At 60.5% G+C, this 23,103-nt stretch carries 22 protein-coding genes; 4 read left to right on the top strand and 18 right to left on the bottom strand.

Annotated features, from left to right (window positions below):
* Positions 1-66: 66 nt before the first annotated feature.
* From tsaB to ppc, 4 genes are all read right to left on the bottom strand, one after another.
* On the bottom strand, positions 67-741 hold the full coding sequence (gene tsaB / locus EJA71_RS01640; protein WP_158953753.1) for a tRNA (adenosine(37)-N6)-threonylcarbamoyltransferase complex dimerization subunit type 1 TsaB: 675 nt from the start codon (positions 739-741) through the stop codon (positions 67-69).
* 93 nt (positions 742-834) lie between these two features.
* Entirely contained in the window at positions 835-1,485 is a 651-nt protein-coding gene (adk, locus tag EJA71_RS01645) for an adenylate kinase (RefSeq protein ID WP_008078383.1), read from the bottom strand.
* Complete coding sequence (locus tag EJA71_RS01650) at positions 1,485-1,775, bottom strand: hypothetical protein (protein ID WP_158953755.1); 291 nt, start codon at positions 1,773-1,775, stop codon at positions 1,485-1,487. The genes adk and EJA71_RS01650 overlap by 1 nt, the downstream gene beginning before the upstream one ends.
* Positions 1,776-1,785: 10 nt before the next feature.
* Positions 1,786-4,416, bottom strand: coding sequence for a phosphoenolpyruvate carboxylase (ppc, locus tag EJA71_RS01655; RefSeq protein WP_158953757.1), 2,631 nt, complete (start codon positions 4,414-4,416; stop codon positions 1,786-1,788).
* A gap of 213 nt (positions 4,417-4,629) precedes the next feature.
* Here ppc and EJA71_RS01660 point away from each other — a divergent pair, with 213 nt between their 5' ends.
* From EJA71_RS01660 to EJA71_RS01670, 3 genes are all read left to right on the top strand, one after another.
* Positions 4,630-4,974 (top strand): hypothetical protein, encoded by a 345-nt coding sequence (locus EJA71_RS01660; RefSeq protein WP_016983304.1) that lies wholly within the window; start codon positions 4,630-4,632, stop codon positions 4,972-4,974.
* A gap of 367 nt (positions 4,975-5,341) precedes the next feature.
* Entirely contained in the window at positions 5,342-5,746 is a 405-nt protein-coding gene (locus EJA71_RS01665; RefSeq protein ID WP_034154861.1) for a DUF4398 domain-containing protein, read from the top strand.
* A gap of 54 nt (positions 5,747-5,800) precedes the next feature.
* Entirely contained in the window at positions 5,801-6,589 is a 789-nt protein-coding gene (locus EJA71_RS01670) for an OmpA family protein (RefSeq protein WP_158953759.1), read from the top strand.
* A 138-nt stretch (positions 6,590-6,727) separates the two neighbouring features.
* Here EJA71_RS01670 and EJA71_RS01675 read toward each other — a convergent pair whose 3' ends face one another.
* The 14 genes from EJA71_RS01675 to EJA71_RS01740 all read right to left on the bottom strand — a co-directional run bounded on the left by EJA71_RS01675 (position 6,728) and on the right by EJA71_RS01740 (position 22,321).
* Positions 6,728-7,057: a hypothetical protein gene (locus EJA71_RS01675; protein WP_008078367.1), complete on the bottom strand. Its 330-nt coding sequence runs from the start codon at positions 7,055-7,057 to the stop codon at positions 6,728-6,730.
* Complete coding sequence (locus tag EJA71_RS01680) at positions 7,054-7,959, bottom strand: alpha/beta hydrolase (protein ID WP_158953761.1); 906 nt, start codon at positions 7,957-7,959, stop codon at positions 7,054-7,056. The genes EJA71_RS01675 and EJA71_RS01680 overlap by 4 nt, the downstream gene beginning before the upstream one ends.
* A gap of 148 nt (positions 7,960-8,107) precedes the next feature.
* On the bottom strand, positions 8,108-9,358 hold the full coding sequence (locus EJA71_RS01685) for a flavohemoglobin expression-modulating QEGLA motif protein (RefSeq protein ID WP_178113640.1): 1,251 nt from the start codon (positions 9,356-9,358) through the stop codon (positions 8,108-8,110).
* A gap of 60 nt (positions 9,359-9,418) precedes the next feature.
* Positions 9,419-9,973 carry a hypothetical protein gene (locus EJA71_RS01690; RefSeq protein WP_158953765.1) on the bottom strand — a complete coding sequence of 185 codons (555 nt, stop codon included), beginning with the start codon at positions 9,971-9,973 and terminating at the stop codon, positions 9,419-9,421.
* Between the two features lie 157 nt (positions 9,974-10,130).
* Positions 10,131-10,844 (bottom strand): TetR/AcrR family transcriptional regulator, encoded by a 714-nt coding sequence (locus EJA71_RS01695; protein WP_034154855.1) that lies wholly within the window; start codon positions 10,842-10,844, stop codon positions 10,131-10,133.
* A gap of 105 nt (positions 10,845-10,949) precedes the next feature.
* Complete coding sequence (gene lysS, locus EJA71_RS01700; protein ID WP_158953767.1) at positions 10,950-12,452, bottom strand: lysine--tRNA ligase; 1,503 nt, start codon at positions 12,450-12,452, stop codon at positions 10,950-10,952.
* 115 nt (positions 12,453-12,567) lie between these two features.
* Positions 12,568-13,663 (bottom strand): peptide chain release factor 2 gene (gene prfB / locus EJA71_RS01705; RefSeq protein WP_122591275.1). Its coding sequence is split into 2 segments (ribosomal slippage): positions 12,568-13,590 and positions 13,592-13,663, totalling 1,095 coding nucleotides; the frame shifts between segments, so codons are not numbered across the junction.
* A 209-nt stretch (positions 13,664-13,872) separates the two neighbouring features.
* Positions 13,873-14,874, bottom strand: a complete 1,002-nt coding sequence (locus EJA71_RS01710) for a PleD family two-component system response regulator (RefSeq protein WP_158953770.1) — start codon at positions 14,872-14,874, stop codon at positions 13,873-13,875.
* A gap of 48 nt (positions 14,875-14,922) precedes the next feature.
* A complete protein-coding gene (locus tag EJA71_RS01715) occupies positions 14,923-15,933 on the bottom strand; it encodes a chemotaxis response regulator protein-glutamate methylesterase (protein WP_158953772.1) in 1,011 nt (336 codons plus the stop codon).
* Complete coding sequence (locus EJA71_RS01720) at positions 15,930-18,218, bottom strand: hybrid sensor histidine kinase/response regulator (protein WP_158953774.1); 2,289 nt, start codon at positions 18,216-18,218, stop codon at positions 15,930-15,932. The genes EJA71_RS01715 and EJA71_RS01720 overlap by 4 nt, the downstream gene beginning before the upstream one ends.
* On the bottom strand, positions 18,215-18,898 hold the full coding sequence (locus tag EJA71_RS01725) for a chemotaxis protein CheW (protein WP_158953776.1): 684 nt from the start codon (positions 18,896-18,898) through the stop codon (positions 18,215-18,217). The genes EJA71_RS01720 and EJA71_RS01725 overlap by 4 nt, the downstream gene beginning before the upstream one ends.
* Positions 18,895-20,166 (bottom strand): protein-glutamate O-methyltransferase CheR, encoded by a 1,272-nt coding sequence (locus tag EJA71_RS01730; protein WP_158953778.1) that lies wholly within the window; start codon positions 20,164-20,166, stop codon positions 18,895-18,897. The genes EJA71_RS01725 and EJA71_RS01730 overlap by 4 nt, the downstream gene beginning before the upstream one ends.
* Positions 20,163-20,699: a chemotaxis protein CheW gene (locus EJA71_RS01735; protein WP_158953780.1), complete on the bottom strand. Its 537-nt coding sequence runs from the start codon at positions 20,697-20,699 to the stop codon at positions 20,163-20,165. The genes EJA71_RS01730 and EJA71_RS01735 overlap by 4 nt, the downstream gene beginning before the upstream one ends.
* Positions 20,699-22,321 (bottom strand): methyl-accepting chemotaxis protein, encoded by a 1,623-nt coding sequence (locus EJA71_RS01740; protein ID WP_158953782.1) that lies wholly within the window; start codon positions 22,319-22,321, stop codon positions 20,699-20,701. Before EJA71_RS01740 ends, EJA71_RS01735 begins: the two co-directional genes overlap by 1 nt.
* Positions 22,322-22,843: 522 nt before the next feature.
* Here EJA71_RS01740 and tssD point away from each other — a divergent pair.
* Positions 22,844-23,103 (top strand): type VI secretion system tube protein TssD (gene tssD / locus EJA71_RS01745; RefSeq protein ID WP_158953784.1); only part of this gene is annotated, 260 nt, incomplete at its 3' end.

Here is a 23,103-nt window from a genome sequence, read left to right on the forward strand (position 1 = left end):
GGCAGCTCCTACATTTGAAATGCAATCCTTGTAGGAGCTGCCGAAGGCTGCGATCTTCTAAAGGGCTCAACGAGCCTTGGGGGTGGCGACTTTGTCGCGCAGGTAAACCGGTTGCGCATCGTCAGCCGGGATCGATTCGCCGCGTTCCCAGGCGAAACGCGCCAAGGTCAGCAGGTCTTCGGCGTGGGGCAGCATGCCGGCGTCGGAGCCCTTCAGATTGACGGCGATGCGCTCGGCATAACCCCAACCGGTGCCGGCACCGAACCAGTCGCCGCTGGCATCGGCCGGCAACGCCGCGACTTCTGGTGGCAACACCGCTTCAGCGCCGACCAGACGCATCTCCCCCGCCGTTTCGCGGTAGCAGCCCCAATACACTTCATCCATTCGCGCATCGATGGCCGCTGCGACCTGGCTCACGCCATGTTCACGCAACGCACGCTGCGCCAGCACGGCGAGGTTGGAAACTGGCAACACCGGACGATCGAGCGCAAACGCCAAACCCTGCACCACACCAATCGCAATCCGCACACCAGTGAACGCGCCAGGCCCGCGACCAAAAGCAATCGCATCGACCGCTTGCAACGTGGTGCCAGCGTCCGCCAGCAACTGCTGAATCATCGGCAGCAGCTTCTGCGCATGCAGGCGCGGGATCACCTCGTAATGGCTCGTGACCTTGCCGTCATGCAGCAAGGCAACGGAGCAAGCTTCAGTCGCGGTGTCCAGGGCCAGCAAGGTGCTCATCGATGTTTCCAAAACAGGGGTGGGAAAAAGTGCGTCAGTATAAACAACTACGGCCCGCAAGCGGGCCGTGGATGATGCAGCCGATCAGACTTTTCAGCTCAACGCAGCCAGCACCTTGGCGGTGATCGCATCAACCGAACCGACGCCCGGAATATGGCTGTACTTCGGCTTGCCAGCGTTTTTGGCGGACAGGCTCTGGTAGAACTCCACCAGCGGCTTGGTCTGCGAATGGTAGACCGACAGGCGATGACGCACGGTTTCTTCGGTGTCGTCCTTGCGCTGTACCAGTTCTTCGCCGGTGATGTCGTCTTTGCCAGCGATTTTCGGCGGGTTGTAGACGATGTGGTAAACGCGGCCGCTGGCTTCGTGAACACGACGACCGGCGATGCGTTGAACGATTTCTTCGTCTTCAACAGCGATTTCAACCACTGCATCCAGCTCAACGCCGGCAGTGACCAGTGCTTCAGCCTGCGGAATGGTGCGCGGGAAGCCGTCGAACAGGAAGCCGTTGGCGCAGTCTGGCTGAGCGATACGATCCTGTACCAGTGCGATGATCAGGTCATCCGACACCAGGCCGCCGGCATCCATGATGCTCTTGGCTTGAACGCCCAGCGGAGTACCGGCCTTGACCGCTGCACGCAGCATGTCGCCAGTGGAAATTTGTGGAATGCCGAATTTTTCGGTGATGAACTTTGCCTGAGTACCTTTACCGGCCCCGGGAGCTCCCAGCAGAATGACGCGCATTAGATGTGCTCCTCAATTTTTTTATAAAAAGCTTTTACAAAACAAAGGATTCGCCTCTTGGGACGAATCCTGAAAATACGGGTCGTGGCCGCAGAAACGGCCAAAGGCTGATCAAGATACACAGCAGGCTGCGCCCACACAAGACGCCAAAAGTCGGAGAAACCGCAGCCCCTCGCGACCTTGTGACGCGGTAACCCAAGTCGCAACCCCATCATTAACTGTCGCCTGCCGGCACTTTCGACCGTCAGGCCAAGCGGCAGCCGGCGTAAGCTGCCGGTGCCGCGCGCCACGCGAAAAACCTTAGCCGGTATTGCGCAAACCGGCGGCAATCCCCGCCACAGACACCAGCAACGCCTGTTCCACAGGGCTGCCCTGCTCGACATCCTGTTGCCGTGAACGGGCCAATAACTCGGCCTGCAATAGATGTAGCGGGTCGAGGTAGGTGTTGCGCAAACGGATGAATTCGAGGGTGTCCGGACTATGTGCCAGCAGCTGCGACTGACCAGTCAGCCCGAGCACCACCGCGCACGCCTGCGACAATAGGTCGCGTAACTGCGCGCCCAACGGCAGCAGATCCGCCTCGACCAGACGCTCGTCGTAGGACTGCGCGATATCCGCGTCGGCCTTGGCCAGGACCATTTCGAGCATGTCGATGCGCGTGCGAAAGAACGGCCACTGCTCGCGCATCTGCCCGAGCAATTCGCCTTCGCCGCGCTCCAGCGCTTTGCTCAGCGCCGATTCCCAACCCAGCCATGCCGGCAGCATCAAGCGCGTTTGCGTCCAGCCGAAAATCCACGGGATCGCCCGCAGACTTTCGATACCGCCCGCACGACGTTTGGCCGGACGACTGCCGAGCGGCAAACGACCCAGTTCCTGTTCCGGTGTGGACTGACGGAAGTACTCGACGAACTGCGGATTTTCCCGCACCACCTGGCGGTAAGCACTGACACCGTCAGCCGCCAATTCGTCCATCAAGTGGCGCCACTCCGGTGTCGGCGGTGGTGGCGGCAACAGTGTCGCTTCGAGCACCGCTGCCAGATACAGATTGAGGTTTTGCTCGGCGATGTCCGGCAGGCCGAATTTGAATCGAATCATTTCCCCTTGCTCGGTGGTGCGGAACCGCCCCGCCACCGAACCCGGTGGCTGCGACAGAATGGCCGCGTGCGCCGGACCGCCGCCACGGCCCACGGTGCCGCCGCGACCGTGGAACAGCAAAAGTTCGACTTGCTGTTCGCGGCAGATTTCCACCAGGCGTTCCTGCGCACGATATTGCGCCCAGGCCGCAGCGGTGGTGCCGGCGTCCTTGGCCGAGTCGGAATAGCCGATCATCACTTCTTGCGGGCCTTGCAGCCGTGCGCGATAGCCCGGCAGCAGCAACAGCCGCTCCATCACCGGCCCGGCATTGTCGAGGTCGGCGAGGGTTTCGAACAGCGGCACCACACGCATCGGCCGCAGCACGCCGGCCTCTTTGAGCAGCAGTTGCACGGCGAGCACATCAGAAGCGGCGCCGGCCATGGAGATCACGTAGGAGCCGAGCGAAGCACCCGGCGCCGCAGCGATTTCCTTGCAGGTATTGAGCACTTCGGCGGTGTCGGCTGATGGTTTGAAGTGCGCTGGCAGCAGTGGCCGGCGATTGTTCAGTTCGCGAGTCAGGAAGGTGATGCGCTGCTCTTCGTCCCAGTCTTCGTAGCGACCGAGCCCGAGGTAATCGGTGATTTCGGTCATCGCCGAGCTGTGGCGCGACGAGTCCTGACGCACATCCAAGCGCACGAGGAACAGGCCGAAGGTCACTGCACGACGCAGGCAATCGAGCAACGGCCCGTCGGCGATCACGCCCATGCCGCATTCGTGCAGCGAGTTGAAACACAGCTCCAGCGGATCGAGCAGATCGCGGTTGTTGCTCAGCACATCAGCCGGTGCCGGGGTTGGCGCAGTCAATGCGGCGTGCGCCCAATTGCGTGTGGCACGCAGGCGTTCGCGCAATTGTTTGAGCACCGCGCGGTACGGTTCGGCGCTGTCGCCGGCCTTGGCCTTGAGGGCATCACTGGCCTGCTGCATGGACAGTTCGGCAGCGAGGTGATCGACATCGCGCAGGTACAGATCAGCGGCCATCCAGCGCGCCAGCAGCAACACTTCGCGGGTCACTGCGGCGGTGACGTTGGGGTTGCCGTCACGGTCGCCGCCCATCCAAGAAGCGAAGCGAATCGGTGCTGCTTCCAATGGCAAACGCAGACCGGTCGCTTCATGCAAAGCCCTGTCGGCCTTGCGCATATGGTTGGGAATCGCCTGCCACAGCGAATGTTCGATCACCGCGAAACCCCACTTCGCTTCATCGACCGGCGTCGGGCGCGTGCGGCGGATTTCTTCGGTGTGCCAAGCTTCGGCGATCAGCCGTTGCAGGGTGTTCTGGATCTGTTCGCGTTCGGCCGTGGTCAGGTCGCGATGATCTTGCGCGGCGAGTTGCGCGGCGATGGCGTCGTACTTCTGGATCAGCGTGCGCCGCGCCACTTCGGTCGGGTGCGCGGTCAGCACCAGCTCGATTTCCAGCCGGGATAGCTGCCGGGCCAGCGATTCGGCGCTGTGGCCTTCGTGGCGCAGACGTGCAAGCAGTTCAGGCAACACGCGGGATTCGAACGGCGCCGGCTGCGACTCTTCGCGCCGATGGATCAACTGATATTGCTCGGCGATGTTGGCCAGATTGAGAAACTGGTTGAACGCCCGCGCCACCGGGAGCAGTTCGTCCTCGCTCAATTGATTGAGGCTGGCGCTCAGCTCAGCGTCCATCGACCCGCGGCGGTCAGCTTTGGCGCCCTTGCGAATCTGCTCGATCTTGTCGAGGAAGGCCTCGCCGTACTGTTCTCGAATAGTGTTGCCCAACAGCTCTCCGAGCAGGTGAACATCTTCGCGCAAGCGTGCATCAATATCGGTCATCAGCAATTCCCCAGCAGTAATCCGGACGGCTTAGAAACGAGTGCATGACCTAGAGAGTGCCGCTCTGCGACGCTTCTTACAAGCAGCCGACGAAGGGACTTTAAACCTTGTGGGCGAAAGCTAGTCTCAACAGTAAGCCGTACAACGGCTTGCCGCCGGCGCAGCCGGACACTCACCCAGGCCTGCCAAGAGCAGGCGCGAAATGAGGTCATCATGAAAATTCGTGAACTCGCCCAGCATTGGGAAGAAAACGCCAAGGGTCGCCTGACCGATACCGGCTACACGATTCATCTGGACGTTGAGGCCGCTGCACGACTGGCAGCGATTGCCGAGATGTACCCCAAACGGCATGCCGAAGAACTGCTCGGCGAACTGATCGGCGCAGCGCTTGAAGAGTTTGAAGCGAGCCTGCCGTATGTGAAGGGTTCGACGGTAGTGGCGACGGATGAGGAAGGTGATCCGCTGTATGAAGATGTCGGGCCCACGCCGCGTTTTCTGGCGTTGTCGCGACGGCATTTGCATGACCTCTCAGCGGTTGAAGGCAAGCAAAAGCACTGATTCGACATTGCGTTAAACCTGTGGGAGCTGGCTTGCCAGCGATAGCGTTAGTTCAGTCACTGACGTGTTGAATCTGATGCCCCCATCGCTGGCAAGCCAGCTCCCACAGGGAATGTATTTTGCCTCCAGAACTGCGTCTTTTCCCCCCGCGCGTACCGCTCCTTCCCGCCAAAGTTCCCGCTTTAGAGCCTTGTCCATTCAGTCAGAAATTATTTTGGCGATGAGCCATCTTTTCTGAACTTTTGAAAAATCGCTCCGGTCGGAAGCTGTAACCACGCCTGGAACGAGCGTTTCAAATAACGCACTTGGATACGACATTTTCGGCTCCTCGACCAGGATGGATTTAGATGTTTTCAGGAGATGCCTAATGGAGTTGAAGACCATGAAAAACCAAACCTCGTTTACCCACCTGCGCGGTCTGAAACTGGCTGCTCTGGCGATCGGCACCAGCTTCGTACTGGCCGGTTGCGCTGGTAACCCACCGACCGAGCAATACGCCGTTACCCAGTCTGCGGTAAACAGCGCGGTCAGCGCCGGTGGTACCGAGTTTGCTGCCGTTGAAATGAAGCAAGCGCAGGACAAACTGAAACAAGCCGAAATCGCCATGCACGACAAGAAGTATGACGAAGCTCGCACCCTGTCCGAGCAAGCCGAGTGGGACGCTCGCGTAGCCGAACGCAAGGCTCAGGCAGCGAAAGCCGAACAAGCCGTGAAGGATTCCCAGAAAGGTGTTCAGGAACTGCGTCAGGAAAGTCAGCGCACCGTGCAATAAGCGCGCATCCCGATAGCAACGCTGAAACTTTATCGATAGAAAGGACGAAAAATTATGCGTAAGCAACTGATGATCCCAGCTCTTCTGGCCGCAAGTGTCGCTCTGGCTGCCTGCTCTACCCCGCCGAACCCGAATCTGGAACAGGCGCGCACCAACTACGCCGGCCTGCAAGCCAACCCGCAGGCGAGCAAAGTCGCAGCACTGGAAACCAAAGACGCCAGCGATTACCTGGACAAGGCCGACAAGGCTTATCTGGACAAGCAAGACGCGGCCAAGGTTGACCAACTGGCCTACCTGACCAACCAGCGCGTGGAAGTGGCCAAGCAGACCATCGCCCTGCGCACCGCTGAAGCCAACCTGAAGAACGCTTCGGCACAACGCGCCCAGGCACGTCTGGATGCTCGTGACCAGCAGATCAAACAGCTGCAGGACAGCCTCAACGCCAAGCAGACCGATCGCGGTACCCTGGTGACTTTCGGTGACGTGCTGTTCGCCACTGACCGCGCTGACCTGAAGTCCAGCGGTCTGGTCAACATCAACAAACTGGCGCAGTTCCTCCAGGAAAACCCGGATCGCAAAGTGATTGTCGAGGGTTACACCGACAGCACCGGTACCGCCAGCCACAACCAGTCGCTGTCTGAGCGTCGCGCCAACTCCGTGCGCACTGCACTGGTGAAAATGGGCGTTGATCCAGCGCGCATCGTCACTCAAGGCTACGGCAAGGAATACCCGGTTGCCGAGAACGGCAGTGCTTCCGGCCGTGCCATGAACCGTCGTGTGGAAGTGACCATTTCCAACGACAACCAGCCAGTGATGCCACGTTCGGCTGTCAGCTCGAACTAAGCGCCCTGCTGTAACGCAAAAGCCCCGCCTGACTGAGTCAGGCGGGGCTTTTTTAGATCAAAAGATCGCAACCTTCGGCAGGTCCTACATGGGAATGCGTTTCCTGTAGGAGCTGCCGAACGCTGCGATCTTTTGCTTTTAAGGCTGGAGTTTTTGCGGGGTTTCTTCGCCCATGCAACGCACGGCTTTTTTCTGTGCATTGATCAGCACACCGGTCAGGCCTTTCTGCTCGGTGTCGAACAACACCAGCACGCCATCAATGCACTGCGCCACTTGCGGCGCCGGGTCGAGCGAGACTTTGTAGTCTTCGCCCGGCACGGTCTTGAGCATGGTGAATTCGTTGAGCAGCAACGCATCCTCGGGTTTGGCGAAATGCAGATAACCGTAGTACCACAGTGCCCCGACGGTGCCGAGGATGCTGCAGATACCGGTGATGATCAGCGGGATGGCGTTGCGTTCTTCAGTCATTGCGGACTCTCATCTTCAGAATTCGGGGGTGTCGGGTAATTGGGGATTTCGCCGAGGCGGCGCAGGCCGTTGAAATGCTCGGGATCGTCCAGATAGCGCAGCATGACCTGGCGCCACACCGGATCGCCGAAGGTCTGCACATGGCCGCCACGGGTCAGCTGCAACACCCGCGGGGGCGGCGCAGCTTGATACAGACGGATGCCGTTGGAAAGCGGTACCAGCGGATCGTCGATGCTGTGGAAGATCAGCTTCGGCACGCCGTTGAGCTGCGGCATTGAGTTGATCGCGCTGTCGCCATCCGGCACCAGCCACGACAGCGGCACCTGGAATGGCCAGGTCAGCCACGAGGTGCTGAGGGCGTATTGGCCGACGCTGCGATAGCTGGCGGGCACGCCGTCGAGTACCAAGGCCTTGAGCTGTTTCTGCCGCTCTGGATGCTGCACCAGCCAATGCACGGCCATCGAACCACCGAGGCTCTGACCGAGTAACACCAGCGGTTTGCCTTTGACTTCCGGCGCCTTGTCGAGCCAGGCGAACGCGGCGTCGATGTCCTGATAGATCGCTGGCAAACTCGGCTTGCCCTCGGACAAACCATAGCCGCGATAGTCCACCAACAGCACTTGATAGCCGTTCTTCGGCAACCACCAACTGCCACCGAGGTGCATCGGCAGATTGCCGCCGTTGCCGTGCAGGTGCAGGACGGTGCCTTTGACGTCGAGGCCGGGTTGGGCCGGCAGCCACCAGGCGTTGAGCTTGAGGCCATCAGCCGTAACCAGCGTCACGGTGCGGTATTCGAGCTTGGCTTTTTCCGGGGTGAATATCTGGCCCGGTTCGGGGTAGAACAACAGCGAACTGCAACCGCTGAGGGTCAGTAGCAGGCAGAAGATGCCGAGGATTCTCATCCGGTGAAACCTCGCAAAAAAATCGGGTTCAGATCGTTCCCACGCTCTGCGTGGGAATGCATCCCGTGACGCTCTGCGTCACAGTGGACGCGGAGCGTCCATGGCGGCATTCCCACGCGGAGCGTGGGAACGATCGGTCTGTAGTGGGTTAGAGAATGTTGGAGTAGTCCGCTTCGATCCGGTCCAGGCTCAAGTGATTGAGGAAGTTGGAGAAGCACATCCACGCCGACAACGCGTTCAAATCACGGAACTGGTCCGGCAGGTATTTCGGCGGCACCACCAGCCCTTCATCCACCAATTGGCGCAACGTACGCATGTCTTCCAGCGTGGTCTTGCCACAGAACAACAGCGGAATCTGCTCAAGCTTGCCCTTACGCACGGCCAACTGAATGTAGTTGTAAACCATGATAAAGCCCTTGAGGTAGGACAAGTCTTTGGTGAATGGCAGACCGTTCGGTGTCGATCCCCGGAAAACGCGACTGGCGTTGCCGTAGCTTTCGGCCATTTCGAAGCCCTGCTCGCGGAAGAATTCGAAGATCTGCAGGAAGTCGGCGCCCTCCTCGACCATGTGAATCGCGCGGGTGCGGTTGGTTAGTTTGCGCAGGCGGCTCGGGTAGGAGGCGAAGGTGATGATTTCCATCAGGATCGCCAAGCCTTCCTGGGTCACCGTCGACGACGGCGGGCCTTTGGACAGGAAGGTGCAGATCGGCTGGTTCAATCCGTTGAGCGTGGTGCCGACGTGCACCAGGCCTTCGTGGACTTCCAGCGCGCGCACGTCGCGATCGTTGAACATCGCGTCGGTGCGGATCTTGATGTAGTCCGCGCCCGCCGCCGCGTCAGCGACGATGCCGTCGGACTCGAACACGCGAATGGTTTCTTCAGCTTCACCGAACACTTTGTTCAGGCGCGTCTGCAACAGGTGCACCGCGTCCTTCGCGGTGAGGACTTTTGGTTCGTCCTTCAGATCGCCACGGCCATCGATGTTGTTCAAATAGTCGGACATCATCAGGCCGAGGTCAGCCAGGGTCGGGTCACCGGCGTGGAACGCATCGGACGCGGCGCCGTAGAGTTCTTGCGAGATCAGACCGAAATCCTCGGTGCCGCGCGCTTCAAGCATGCGCACTACCATGCGGTATTCCTTGCACATGCGCCGCATGATCTGCCCGACCGGGTTGAACTGGCCGAGCTGGCGGGTGATGTCACGCTCGATGTTCTGGAATTCCAGTTTGACCTTGCTCGAATCGAAACTCAGCGGCCGATTGAGGTAGTAGTCACGATCCACCGCCGGCATTTCCTTGCCTTTGGCCTTGAGGAAACCCTTGCGAATGCTCTCGTCCCACTTGACCGCGTCGAGCACACGGATCGGCGTCTGCGCCAGCACAATGCGGTCGGACAACATGCGTATCGTCTGCTGGTAATCGTCCACCCGAAACTCCTGTAGAACACCTGACGTGCGAAATTATTTGCCGCTGGCCCGACGCTGGTAGCGCACGGCTTCGACGAAGACATCGGAATTGGCCGGATCGTCGAGGTAAGCAAAGACCTTGTCGAGGCTGCTGTCGACTTGCACACCGTCGCCATCGTCGGTCTGGAAGGCCTGACCATCGAGAGCTTTCTGTTTGATCGCTTGGTTGATCTGTTCGAGATCGAGGTTGTAGATCACCAGTTCGCCTTTGTCGGTGAGCTCGAAACCGGCGATGGTGTAATGGCCGCCGTACTGCGCCGGGACTTTCGCCGACAGATACCAGCGGCTGCCGTGACGTGCCACGGTGAACGGGTGGGCCTCGCGCTCATGGGGTTTGGCCTTGAAATAGGTGACCGCCTGATAGCGATCGTGGCCCAGTCGCGTCAGCTCAAGGTTCATGGAATCGCCCCAGGCATTGGTGCTCGACCATTTGCCGAGCAGGCCCTTGGGCGCCGGATCACTGGCGGCCAGCGGCTCCTTGAAGGTCACCAGACAGCCACTGAGCAGCAGGAACGACAAGGCAATCAGCACGCCACGCCAGGCTTTCATTCAAGACTCCCTATGAACATTCGCTGCCCTCATGGTGATCGATCGTTCCCACGCTCTGCGTGGGAATGCATCCACTGACGCTCTGCGTCATGTCGACGAAGGGACGCGGAGCGTCCCCGGCGGCATTCCCACGCAGAACGTGGGAACGATCTTGTGGTCAGACCGATGCGAGTACCAGGTGCATGTAGCGCGTCAGAATGCCGAGCATGTCCTCTTCGGCCAATGGCTCGGCGTCGTTGAGCAGGCCCTGATATTCCATCCGACCGATAATCGCCGTCAACACCTTGGCATCCTGTTGCGGTTCACGCGAGCCCAACACCTGGAACAACTGGCAGGTGCCCTGCAGCAGAATCTGCTGGTGCGAGCGCACCAGAATGGCCAGACGCGGGTTGAGCAGCGCTTCCTGGCGGAACGCCTGCTCGGCCATCAAATGCTCGCGACGGTTAACCAATTGCCGATGCACGTAGTCGGCCATCAACCGCGCAATGTCGTCGGCCAATTGCGAGCGCGACTCCGGGCTACCGTCGCCGCTGACCACCATTTCGCGCAACAAGCCTTCATTGTTGACCCACAACTTGGCCATGTACGCCGCGCTGCGTTCAACGTATTGGGCGAAGGTATCGGTGAGCAGGTCATCGATATCCTTGAAGTAATAGGTGGTCGCCGACAATGGCACACCGGCCTCGGCAGCCACGGCGCGGTGGCGCACCGCACGCACGCCGTCACGCACGACAATGCGCATCGCTGCGTCGAGAATGTCCTGGCGACGCTGCTCACTGCCCTGTCGGCTGGCCTTGCGGCCCTGGTACTGAACGCTTTCAGCGACCGCAGTGGCGATACCCGCTGCACCTTCTTGAGCTATTGCACCCATCACGACAGAACTTCCTCTGCTATTGCGAAATTAACCAATTGATACATTTGTACCAGACAGGCAATAAAAAGCCGCCTGTTTTAGGCGGCTTTTTAACTGAAACGTTTACGCTTGCGGTCGCATGTGCGGGAACAGGATCACATCGCGGATCGACGGCGAGTTGGTCAGCAACATCACCAGACGGTCGATGCCGATGCCTTCACCGGCCGTTGGCGGCATGCCGTACTCCAGCGCGCGAACGAAGTCAGCGTCGTAGTGCATGGCTTCGTCGTCGCCGGCGTCCTTGTCGGCCACCTGCGCCATGAAGCGTTCAGCCTGGTCTTCCGCATCGTTCAACTCGGAGTAGGCGTTGGCAATTTCACGGCCACCGATGAACAGCTCGAAACGGTCAGTGACGTTCGGGTTGTCATCGTTGCGACGGGCCAGCGGCGACACTTCGAATGGGTACTGAGTGATGAAATGCGGCTGTTCCAGCTTGTGCTCGACCAGCTCTTCGAAAATCATCACCTGCAGCTTGCCCAGACCTTCGAAGCCCAGCACCTTGGCACCGGCCTTCTTGGCGATGGCGCGGGCCTTGTCGATGTCGTTCAGATCATCGGCAGTCAGCTCAGGGTTGTACTTGAGGATCGAGTCGAACACCGACAGGCGTACGAACGGCTCGCCGAAGTGGAACACCTTGTCGCCGTACGGCACGTCGGTGCTGCCCAGAACCAGCTGCGCCAGTTCACGGAACAGTTCTTCGGTCAGGTCCATGTTGTCTTCGTAATCGGCGTAAGCCTGATAGAACTCCAACATGGTGAATTCAGGGTTGTGACGCGTCGAAACGCCTTCGTTACGGAAGTTGCGGTTGATCTCAAACACTTTTTCAAACCCGCCAACAACAAGCCGCTTGAGGTAAAGCTCAGGCGCGATACGCAGGAACATTTCCATGTCCAGCGCATTGTGGTGGGTTTCGAACGGCTTGGCCGCAGCGCCGCCCGGAATGGTCTGCAGCATTGGCGTTTCGACTTCGAGGAAGTCGCGCTTCATCAGGAAGCTGCGGATGTGCGCGATCACTTGCGAACGCACGCGGAAAGTCTGACGCACTTCTTCGTTGACGATCAGGTCAACGTAACGCTGACGGTAGCGCTGTTCGGTGTCGGTCAGGCCGTGGTGCTTGTCCGGCAGCGGACGCAGCGATTTGGTCAGCAGACGCACGCTGGTCATTTCAACGTACAGGTCGCCCTTGCCGGAACGCGCCAGCGTGCCTTCGGCGGCAATGATGTCGCCCATGTCCCAGGTTTTCACCGCGGCCAGGGTTTCTTCAGACAGGGTCTTGCGGTTGACGTAGACCTGGATACGACCGGTCATGTCCTGAATCACCATGAACGAGCCACGGTTGAGCATGATACGACCGGCAACCTTGACCGGGATTGCAGCCTCTGCGAGCTCTTCCTTGGTCTTGTCCGCGTACTGTTTCTGCAATGCATCGCAGTAGTTGTCGCGGCGGAAGTCGTTCGGGAAGGCGTTGCCCTTGGCGCGCTCGGCAGCCAGCTTTTCCTTGCGCAGGGCGATCAGGGAGTTTTCTTCCTGTTGCAGGGCTTGCGGGTCGAGTTGTTGGTCGCTCATGTCTTTAGATATTCCATCAGGTTCGTTGCCCCCGGACCTTGCGGCCCGGGGATCGCCAGCAGGGCTGGCTCCTACAGGGATCGTGCTGAATCAGCCGATGCTGTATCGCGTCTTTTTACAGCCCGGATTTCAGGCTGGCTTCCAGGTATTCGTCGATATCACCGTCGAGTACCTTGTCGCAGTCGCTGCGTTCGATGTTGGTGCGCAGATCCTTGATCCGCGACGCATCGAGCACGTAAGAGCGAATCTGGTGACCCCAGCCGATGTCGGACTTGGTGTCTTCCAGCGCTTGCGACGCGGCGTTGCGTTTCTGCATTTCCTGCTCGTACAACTTGGCCCGCAGCATTTTCATGGCGGTGTCCTTGTTGGCGTGCTGGGAACGTTCGTTCTGGCAGCTGACCACGGTGTTGGTCGGTACGTGAGTGATACGTACGGCCGAGTCGGTGGTGTTTACGTGCTGACCACCGGCACCGGAGGAACGATAGGTGTCGATCCGCAGGTCTGCCGGGTTGATTTCGATTTCGACCTTGTCGTCGATCTCTGGCGAGACGAAAACTGCAGAGAACGAGGTGTGGCGACGGTTGCCGGAGTCAAACGGGCTCTTGCGCACCAGACGGTGCACGCCGATCTCGGTGCGCAGCCAGCCAAAAGCGTATTCGCCCTTGATGTGCACGGTGGCGCCTTTGATACCAGCGACTTCACCGGCCGACAGTTCCATGATGGTCGCTTCGAAACCGCGTTTATCCGCCCAGCGCAGGTACATGCGCAGGAGGATGTTGGCCCAGTCCTGGGCTTCGGTGCCGCCGGAACCGGCCTGGATGTCCAGGTAGGCGTTGTTCGGGTCCATTTCATGGCTGAACATGCGGCGGAATTCCAGCTTGGCCAGATTTTCCTCGAGACGGGCCAGCTCGGCGACGACATCGCCCACTGCGCCTTCGTCGTTTTCTTCGACGGCCATGTCCAGCAGGTCGCGGCAATCGGCCAGACCGGCGTTCAGTTCGTCGAGGGTGTCGACGATCTGCGCCAGCGCAGCGCGCTCGCGGCCCAACTCTTGGGCGTATTCAGGTTTGTTCCAGACGCTCGGATCTTCAAGCTCGCGATTGACTTCAGTCAGACGCTCATGCTTTTGATCGTAGTCAAAGATACCCCCGAATAGTTTCGGAGCGCTCGGACAGGTCCTTGATGGTGTTCAGGATCGGGTTGATTTCCATGACGGGCAGCACTCGTTGGCGAACTTTTGAAAGCCGGCGAGTATAACGTAATCAGGCTGTCACGGCAGCCCGTCTGGCGGGTGTAAGGACGATTCACTTGACCCATTTCAACTGTAGGAGCTGCCGAAGGCTGCGATCTTTTGACTTTGATTTTAGAAACAGATCAAAAGATCGCAGCCTGCGGCAGCTCCTACAGGGAATTGCGGCGGTTACTCGATCCCAACCTGATTACGCCCATTGTTCTTGGCCAGGTACAACCCGCGATCCGCCGCCGAAATCAGCAAGCGGCAATCCGTGCCCGACTGCGGCACCATGGTCGCCAGGCCAATGCTGATGGTCAGGCTGGAGCCTTCGGCCGGCGTATTGTGGGCGATTTTCAGCGAGGCGACGGTCTGGCGCAGCTTCTCCGCGACCAGTCGCGCGCCCCCCGGCGAGGTGTTCGGCAGCACCAGAGCGAACTCCTCACCACCATAGCGTGCCGGCAAGTCCGACGGCCGCGCAGTGGCGTCGCGGATCGCCGTGGCGACCTTGCGCAGCGCTTCGTCGCCCTCGACGTGACCAAAGCTGTCGTTGTAGGACTTGAAGTAATCGACGTCGATCATCAGCAGCGACAACTGGCTCTGATCGCGCAGCGAGCGGCGCCATTCCAGTTCCAGGTATTCATCGAAGTGCCTGCGGTTGGACAATCCAGTCAGGCCATCGGAGTTCATCAAGCGTTGCAGCACCAGATTGGTGTCGAGCAATTGCTGCTGGCTGACCCGCAATGCACGGTAGGCGGCATCACGCTGCAGCAGGGTCATGTAGGAACGCGAGTGATAGCGGATGCGCGCCACCAGCTCGATGGTGTCCGGCAGTTTCACCAGATAATCGTTGGCCCCGGCCGAAAACGCCGCGCTCTTGATCAGCGGGTCTTCCTTGGTCGACAGGACGATGATCGGGATGTCCTTGGTTGCCGGGTGATTGCGGTATTCGCGCACCAGGCTGAGGCCATCGAGACCGGGCATCACCAGATCCTGCAGGATCACCGTCGGCTTGATCCGCACGGCCTGGGCAATGGCCTGATGCGGATCGGAGCAGAAGTGGAAGTCGATGTTCTCTTCATTCGACAGCCCACGGCGCACGGCTTCGCCGATCATCGCCTGATCGTCCACCAACAACACCATGGCGGCGTTTTCGTCGGTTTTAATGTCGTCGATCTGTAAGTCATTCATGGGCGGTCACCTGAGTACTGCGGGGGCCAGGATTGCGGATAAACCTGATCATTTGGGGAAAATCTCCAGCAATCGTGGCGCTATCTTTTCCAGTGGACGAATTTCCACGGCTGCGTCAATGGCCGCAGCGGCCTTGGGCATGCCATACACCGCACTGCTTTGCTGATCCTGCGCGATGGTCAGGTAACCCTGTTGGCGCATGAGCTTAAGCCCTTGCGCCCCGTCGCGTCCCATCCCGGTCAACAAAACCCCGACTGCGTCACCACCCCAATGGGCGACGACACTCTCGAAAAACACATCGATCGAAGGACGGTAGATCTCGTTGACCGGCTCGGCGGTGTAGGCCAGCGTGCCGTTTTTCAATAAGCGGATATGGTGGTTGGTGCCAGCCAGCAGCACCGCGCCGGCCTGCGGCGGCTCGCCTTCGCGGGCCAGACGCACATCGAGACCGCTGGCGCTGGCCAGCCATTCGGCCATGCCGGCGGCGAAAACCTGATCGACATGCTGCACCAGCACTATTGCTGCCGAGAAATCCCTCGGCAAACCTTTGAGCAGCACTTCCAGCGCTGCCGGCCCGCCTGCGGAGGAGCCGATCGCGACCAACCGCTTGCACGAAGCCGAACTGCGCTGGGGCGTCGGCGCCGGTCGCGAGCGCGGGGTTTTCTCGCCGATCAGCCAGCCGATATTGAGGATCTTGCGCAGCAATGGCGCGGCGGCTTCCCGTGCATCGCCGGCACCGAGGGCCGGGGTGTCGACCACGTCCAAAGCGCCATGGCCCATGGCTTCGAAGACGCGGTGGACGTTCTGCTGGCGGTCGACCGTGACGATGACGATGGCGCACGGCGTGTCGGCCATGATCCGCCGGGTCGCCTCGACGCCGTCCATTACCGGCATGATCAGATCCATGAGGATCAGGTCCGGGGTATTTTCGGCGCACAATTGCACCGCCTCGGCGCCGTTGCGGGCGACCCAGACCACCTGATGCGCCGGCTCGAAGGCGAGCGCACGGCGCAGTGCCTCCACCGCCATTGGCATGTCGTTGACGATTGCGATCTTCATGCCCGCGCTCCTCCGATGAGCTCGACCACTGCGTCGAGCAGGGCGTCGTCATGAAAACTGGCTTTGGCTAAATAATAGTCGGCGCCGGCGTCCAGTCCACGGCGACGATCCTCTTCACGATCCTTGTACGACACGACCATCACCGGCAGCGATTGCAGGCGGTTGTCGCGGCGCAACAACGTGACCAGCTCGATGCCGTCCATGCGTGGCATGTCGATGTCGGTGATCAGCAAATCAAAGTCCTCCGAACGCAGCGCGTTCCAACCGTCCATGCCGTCCACCGCCACCGCAACGTCGTAGCCGCGATTGAGCAGCAGCTTGCGTTGCAGTTCGCGAACGGTCAGCGAGTCGTCGACCACCAGCACCCGCTTGCGCGCGGCCTCAGCGGCCTGATGACCGTGGCGGGCGATGCGCTCCAGGCGTCCGGTATTAAGTAGTTTGTCCACCGAGCGCAGCATGTCTTCGACGTCGACGATCAGCACCACCGAGCCGTCGTCGAGCAAGGCGCCGGCGGAGATGTCCTGCACTTTGCCCAGACGTTCGTCGAGAGGCAAGACCACCAACGTGCGCTCACCAATAAAGCGCTCGACCGCCACGCCGTAAATAGCATCGCGCTCACGAATCACCACGACTTTGAGGGTTTCACCGCTGTTTTGGCTGGCCGGGCGATTGAGCAACTGACTGGCCGCGACCAGGCCGACATGCTGACCTTCGTGCCAGAAATGCTGGCGGCCTTCGACCTGAACAATATTTTCAGGGGCCAGATCACACATGCGTTCAATGTGCGCCAGCGGGAAGGCGTAAGCCTCTTCGCCGACTTCCACCACCAGACTGCGCACCACCGACAACGTCAGCGGCACTTCGAGATGGAAGCGACTGCCCTCGCCCGCCGTCTGCTCCAGCTCCACGGCACCGCGCAATTGGCGAACCATGTGTTGAACAGCATCAAGCCCGACGCCGCGACCGGAGACTTCGGTGACCGTGTCGCGCAGGCTGAAACCGGGCAGGAACAGAAAGGTCAGCAGTTCTTCCTCGCTCAATTGAGCCGCCGTTTCGGCTGGGGATAACTGCCGCTCGACGATGCTGCGGCGGACCTTTTCCAGATCGACACCGTTACCGTCATCGCTCAACTCCAGCACCAACAGACCGGCCTGGTGCGAGGCGCGCAGGCGGATCAGGCCCTCTTCGGGTTTACCTTTGAGCAGGCGTTGCTCCGGGGTTTCGATGCCGTGATCGACCGCGTTGCGCAGCAAATGGGTCAGCGGTGCTTCAAGCTTCTCCAGCACGTCGCGGTCGACCTGAGTCTTTTCCCCTTCGATTTCCAGCCGCACCTGTTTGCCAAGACTGCGGCCCAGGTCACGGACCATGCGCACCTGACCGGTGAGCACGTCAGCGAACGGCCGCATGCGGCAAGCCAGCGCGGTGTCGTAAAGCACTTGTGCGCGTTGGCTGGCCTGCCAGGCGAATTCGTCCAGTTCGGCATTTTTCTCGCTGAGCAGTTGCTGGGATTCGGCGAGCAAACGGCGCGCATCTTCCAGCGCTTCCACTGCTTCAAGGCTCAGCGCATGTTCCTTGAGGTGCACATTGAGATTTTCCAGCGCACGCAGGCCGTTGTTCTGCATGCGTTTGAGGCGCTGCATGGTTGCCAGATGCGGCTTGAGCCGCTGGGTTTCCACCAGCGATTTGCTCGACAGATCGAGCAGACTGTTCAGGCGCTCGGCAGTCACGCGCAGGACGCGCTCGCCACCCTCAGTGGTGCGTTTGCTCTTGCGCGGCGCCGGTTCTGGCGGTTCGATCGGGGGTTCGATTGACGGCGCTGCTGGCGTCGGTTCGACGCGTGGTGCTTCGAGTTGCAATTCGGCCATGACCGGCGCGGCAACCGCTGCCGGCGCGGAAGATGGATCGAGCAACCGCGCCATCAACGCCACATAAGCTTCAATGTCAGCCGGTTGCGGAGCATTCGTCGGCGTGGCGATGCGCATCAACAAATCGGTGCCTTGGAGCAACGCATCGATGTGCTCGGGCCGCAACAGCAAGCGCCCTTCCTGCGCGCTGACCAGACAATCTTCCATCACATGGGCGACGCTGACGCCGCTGTCGACGCCGACAATCCGCGCCGCGCCTTTGAGCGAGTGCGCCGCACGCATGCACGATTCGAGTTGATCGGCCTGGGTCGGATTACGCTCCAGCGCCAGCAGCCCGGCGCTGAGCACTTGGGTCTGGGCTTCGGCTTCGAGACTGAACAGCTCCAGCAAGGAAGCGTCGCGCATTTGCTCGGGGGTCATGTCAGGCTCCGGGTCACGGCGGACAGCAGCTGTTCTTCATCCAGCCAACGCAGGCTGCGACCGCGAAATTGCAACACGCCCCGGGTGAATCTGGCGCTGGCCTGCGCACCGGATTGCGACGCGGCGTCGAGGATTCGCTCATCGATCGCATGGATGCCGTAAACCTCGTCCACCGGCACCACCACCGGCCCGCCATGGGCCGCGATGATCAACATGCGCGGCATGATGCGCCCGCTGGCCGTCGGGACGGCGCTGGCGTCCAGATCGAGCAGTTCGACCAACGACAGACACGCCACCAGCGCGCCACGCACGTTGGCCACGCCGAGCAAGGCCCGCGAGCGCTGGTGCGGCAACGAGTGAATCGCCTGCATCGGCGCGACTTCCACGAGACTGCGCGTCGCCAGTCCCAGCCATTCTTCGCCGAGGCGGAACATCAGCAGCGAACGGGTTTTGACATCGGCTTCGACGGCAGTCGCCACCGGGTCGCGCTCGTCCTGTTGCAGCGAATAACGGTCGAGCAAACGCGTGGCGGCGGCGGAATACACCGCGCAATTACGGCAATGAATGTGTTCTTCGAGCAGCGGGCAGGACTTGTCGCCGTGGATACCGATGCGGTTCCAGCAATCGTCGATGGCCCGGGCGTCTTCGTGGGTGACGTTCAAGGTGTCGGACGGGATCATCGTTTACGCTCACTGTCGGCGGTGCGGCCGCTGCGGGCGGCGCGCTCCTGCAATCGTCTGGCACCGGCGCTGTCACCCTGCGCTTGCAGCAACGCGGCCAGGTGCATCAACGCTTCGGGGTGTTGCGGTTCGAGGTACAGCGCTTTGCGATAGAAGCCTTGGGCTTCGAGGGTCAGACCGGCGACATCGCTGAGCAGGCCGAGCCAGTAAAACACCTGGGCCACCGGCTCGTGGCTGCGCAAATACTGTTCGCACGCGGCGCGGGCCTCGGCGCTTTTGCCTTCGTTGGCCAGCGCGGCGATGTTGGCCAGCAATGCGGCCGCGTCCGGGTTATTCGCTTTACTGGCAGCCGGCAACGGCGTCACCGTGGCAAACGGACGATGACGCACGGGCGTTGGCGGCGTGCTGCGCGGCGGTGGGCTGACAGGTTGTGCAACCGGCTGCGGTGTCGGCAGCGGTTCGGGGTGCGGATCACTGTGACGGCTGAACGCAAACGACTGCGCAATGCCGATCGAACGCATGCCCAGACGCCCGAGCAAGCTGCCCTCCGCAGGGCCGATAAACAGCACGCCGTCGAAATGGGTCAGGCGCTTGAGCACCTCGAACACCTGCTTCTGGGTCGGCTGATCGAAATAGATCAGCAGGTTGCGACAGAACACGAAATCGAACGCCGGCTCGCTGGCCAGCAAGGTCGGATCCAGCACATTGCCGACCTGCCAGCGCACCTGCTCACGCACGTTGTCGTTGACCCGATGACCTTCCTGCGTTGGCGTGAAGTGCCGCTCGCGGTACTCCAGATCCTGACCGCGAAAGGAATTCTTGCCGTATAACGCCCGCCGCGCTTTCTCCACCGACAGCGGGCTGACGTCCATGCCGTCGACCTTGAATTGATGGGGCTTTAACCTGGCGTCGAGCAAGGCCATGGCAATCGAATACGGTTCTTCGCCCGTGGAACACGGCAGGCTGAGGATGCGCAGCGCGCGCATATTGTTCAGTTCTTTGAGACGGTTTCTGGCGAGTTTTCCCAAGGTGGCGAAGGATTCCGGGTAACGGAAAAACCACGTCTCGGGGACGATCACCGCTTCGATCAGTGCCTGTTGCTCGTCTCGCGAGCCTTGCAGTAACCGCCAGTATTCATCGGCGTGGGCCGCTTGCGAAAGCGTGGTGCGATGGCGTACGGCGCGTTCGATGATCGCCGGGCCCACCGACGTCACGTCGAGGCCGATGCGTTCCTTGAGGAAGTCGAAAAAGCGCTGATCGCTGCTCATGCCTGCGCCTCAAGCTGCGCCGGATCCCGTGGTGGATTGGGAAACAGCAAAGTCCGCACCGCATCATCGAGCAAGTCATTGACCCGTACCCATTGCACCAAACCTTGGGCGTCCTCGCGCACCGGGCCGAGGTACGGCGCCTCACGGTTATCGAGACCATAAGGCTGAAAATCCTGCGGATGGCAGCGCAGCGTGTCGGTGGCCTGTTCGAGAATCAGCCCCAGCCATTGCGCCGGTTGCGATTCATCGGGCCGATAATTGACCAGCACCAGGCGCGTGCTGGTGCGTGCCTCGGCGGGATGGCCGAAGGTCAGCGCGCTGAGATCGATCACCGGCACCACCGCGCCGCGATAGGCAAACACCCCGGCAACCCACTGCGGCGCACGGGCAATCGGCTTCAATGGCAGGCGCGGCAGCACTTCCGCCACTTCGGTGGCGCGCAAGGCGTAACGCTCGCTGCCGATGCGAAACAACAGGAACAACGCCTGCTTCGCCACCGGTGCGGCGCTGCGTTTGGCGATGATTTCGCTCATCAGACTTTGAATCGCGAAACGCCGCTGCGCAGCCCGACGGCCACCTGGCTCAGTTCGTCGATGGCGAAACTGGCCTGACGCAGCGACTCGACGGTCTGGCTGCTGGCATCACCCAACTGCACCAGCGCGTGGTTGATCTGTTCGGCGCCAGTGGCCTGCGCCTGCATGCCTTCGTTGACCATCAACACGCGCGGCGCCAGCGCCTGCACTTGGTGGATGATCTGCGACAACTGCTCGCCGACTTGCTGCACTTCGGACATGCCACGGCGCACTTCTTCAGAGAACTTGTCCATGCCCATCACGCCAGCGGACACCGCCGACTGGATCTCACGGACCATTTGTTCGATGTCATAAGTAGCGACTGCGGTCTGATCCGCCAGACGTCGCACTTCGGTGGCGACCACGGCAAAACCGCGACCGTATTCACCAGCCTTTTCGGCTTCGATTGCGGCGTTGAGCGACAGCAGGTTAGTCTGGTCGGCGACTTTGACGATGGTCACCACCACCTGGTTGATGTTGCCGGCCTTCTCGTTGAGGATCGCCAGTTTGGCGTTGACCAGATCCGCCGCGCCCATCACCGAATGCATGGTGTCTTCCATGCGGGCCAGGCCTTGCTGACCGGAGCCGGCGAGCACCGAAGCCTGATCGGCAGCGGTGGAAACTTCGGTCATGGTGCGCACCAGATCCCGCGACGTGGCGGCGATCTCACGGGAGGTCGCGCCGATCTCGGTGGTGGTTGCAGCGGTTTCGGTGGCAGTGGCCTGTTGTTGCTTGGAGGTGGCGGCGATTTCGGTCACCGAAGTGGTCACCTGCACCGACGAGCGCTGGGCTTGGGACACCAGTGCGGTCAGCTCGGTCATCATGTCGTTGAAGCCGGTTTCGACAGCGCCGAACTCGTCTTTGCGGTCGAGATTCAGGCGAGTGCTGAGGTCGCCCGTGCGCATGATGTCGAGAATCCGCACGATCAGATTCATCGGCGCCATGATTGCGCGCATCAACAACAGACCGCAGGCCGCTGCGGCCAACACCGCCACCAGCAGGGAAACGCCCATGCTGACTTTCGCCGCCGCCACCGCATCATCGATGTTATTCATGGCCTCATCGGCGACGGCTTTGTTTTCACGAATGATGTCGTTGAGCTTCATGCGCCCGGCCGTCCAGGCGGGGGTCAACTGTTCAGTGAACAGCTTGGTCGCTTCATCATCGAGATTGCGCTGGTGCAGATCGAGCACTTGCGCCTGGATCTTGTTGTAATTGAGCACGTCCTGCTTGAACAAGGCGAACTCGGACTTGTCCTCATCGGTGGTAACCGTGCCTTGATAGTTGCCCATCTGCTCTTCGAGACGCGCTTCGAAAGCCTTGAAGTCGGCCGCGTCTTCGGCACTGATGCCCTCGCCTTTTTTCAGGCCCAGCAACTCTTGGGTTTGCAGATAACTGTCGACCCAGGCACTGCGGATCATCGAGCTGTAATACACGCCCGGCACCGCGTCCTCACGCACACTCTGTTCGCCGGCCTCGATCTTCAACAGCCGTGAATACGAGACGACAACCATCAACAGCATGATGGCGATAATCACCGCAAAGCTCGCCAAAATGCGTTGGCGCAACGTCCAGTTCTTCACAGTGAGTCCTCGTGCCTGATCGAAATGCGGGGAGTATAGCCGAGGGCGGTGTTTCATTTATAAGACGCTTTTTAACCCTCGGTCTCTCCGGCGCGGTGAGCGGGAGGCTCTGGGGCTGGACTGTCCGCCAATTGGGGGCTGGCGCACCAGTGAGGGAATGGCAAAAAGGGGCAGTGGATTGGTCATTCAGAACTGTCCGGTTTCCGCCAAATGCTGGCATTCAGCCTTTATGCGCAACTTTTTGCGCACCTGATCGCCGATTTTCGCCACTTGAATCGCTACAGCGCCCATGTAACGGCGGCTGTAGCCGAGTGCGCAACTTCTTGCACACCACTGCGCAAGAAGTTGCGCACTTTTCGCCTAAAACAGCCATGAAACATCTTGAAACATGCACTTTTCGGCGGTTTTACCCCGTGTTTCCGGGAATTACAGCAAACCTGGCACGCTCCTTGATAACAGTCAGCCACCCACCGGGCGATCTCGCCCCGGGCACCCTAACTTTATCCGCAAGGAGAGCACCCCATGGCAACACCAGCGTACATGTCGGTTACCGGCGAAAAACAAGGCCTGATCACTGCAGGCGCTTTCACCGCTGACTCCGTAGGCAACACCTACCAGGAAGGCCACGAAGACCAGGTTATGGTTCAGGCTTTCACCCACGACGTGATCATCCCGCGTGACCCGCAATCCGGTCAGCCAACCGGTCAGCGCGTTCACAAGCCAGTTGTGATCACCAAGGTCTACGACAAGGCTTCGCCACTGCTGCAAGCCGCTCTGACCTC

The sequence above is a fragment of the Pseudomonas sp. PB106 genome, from assembly GCF_009764645.1.
In the GTDB taxonomy this organism is placed as follows: Bacteria; Pseudomonadota; Gammaproteobacteria; order Pseudomonadales; family Pseudomonadaceae; genus Aquipseudomonas.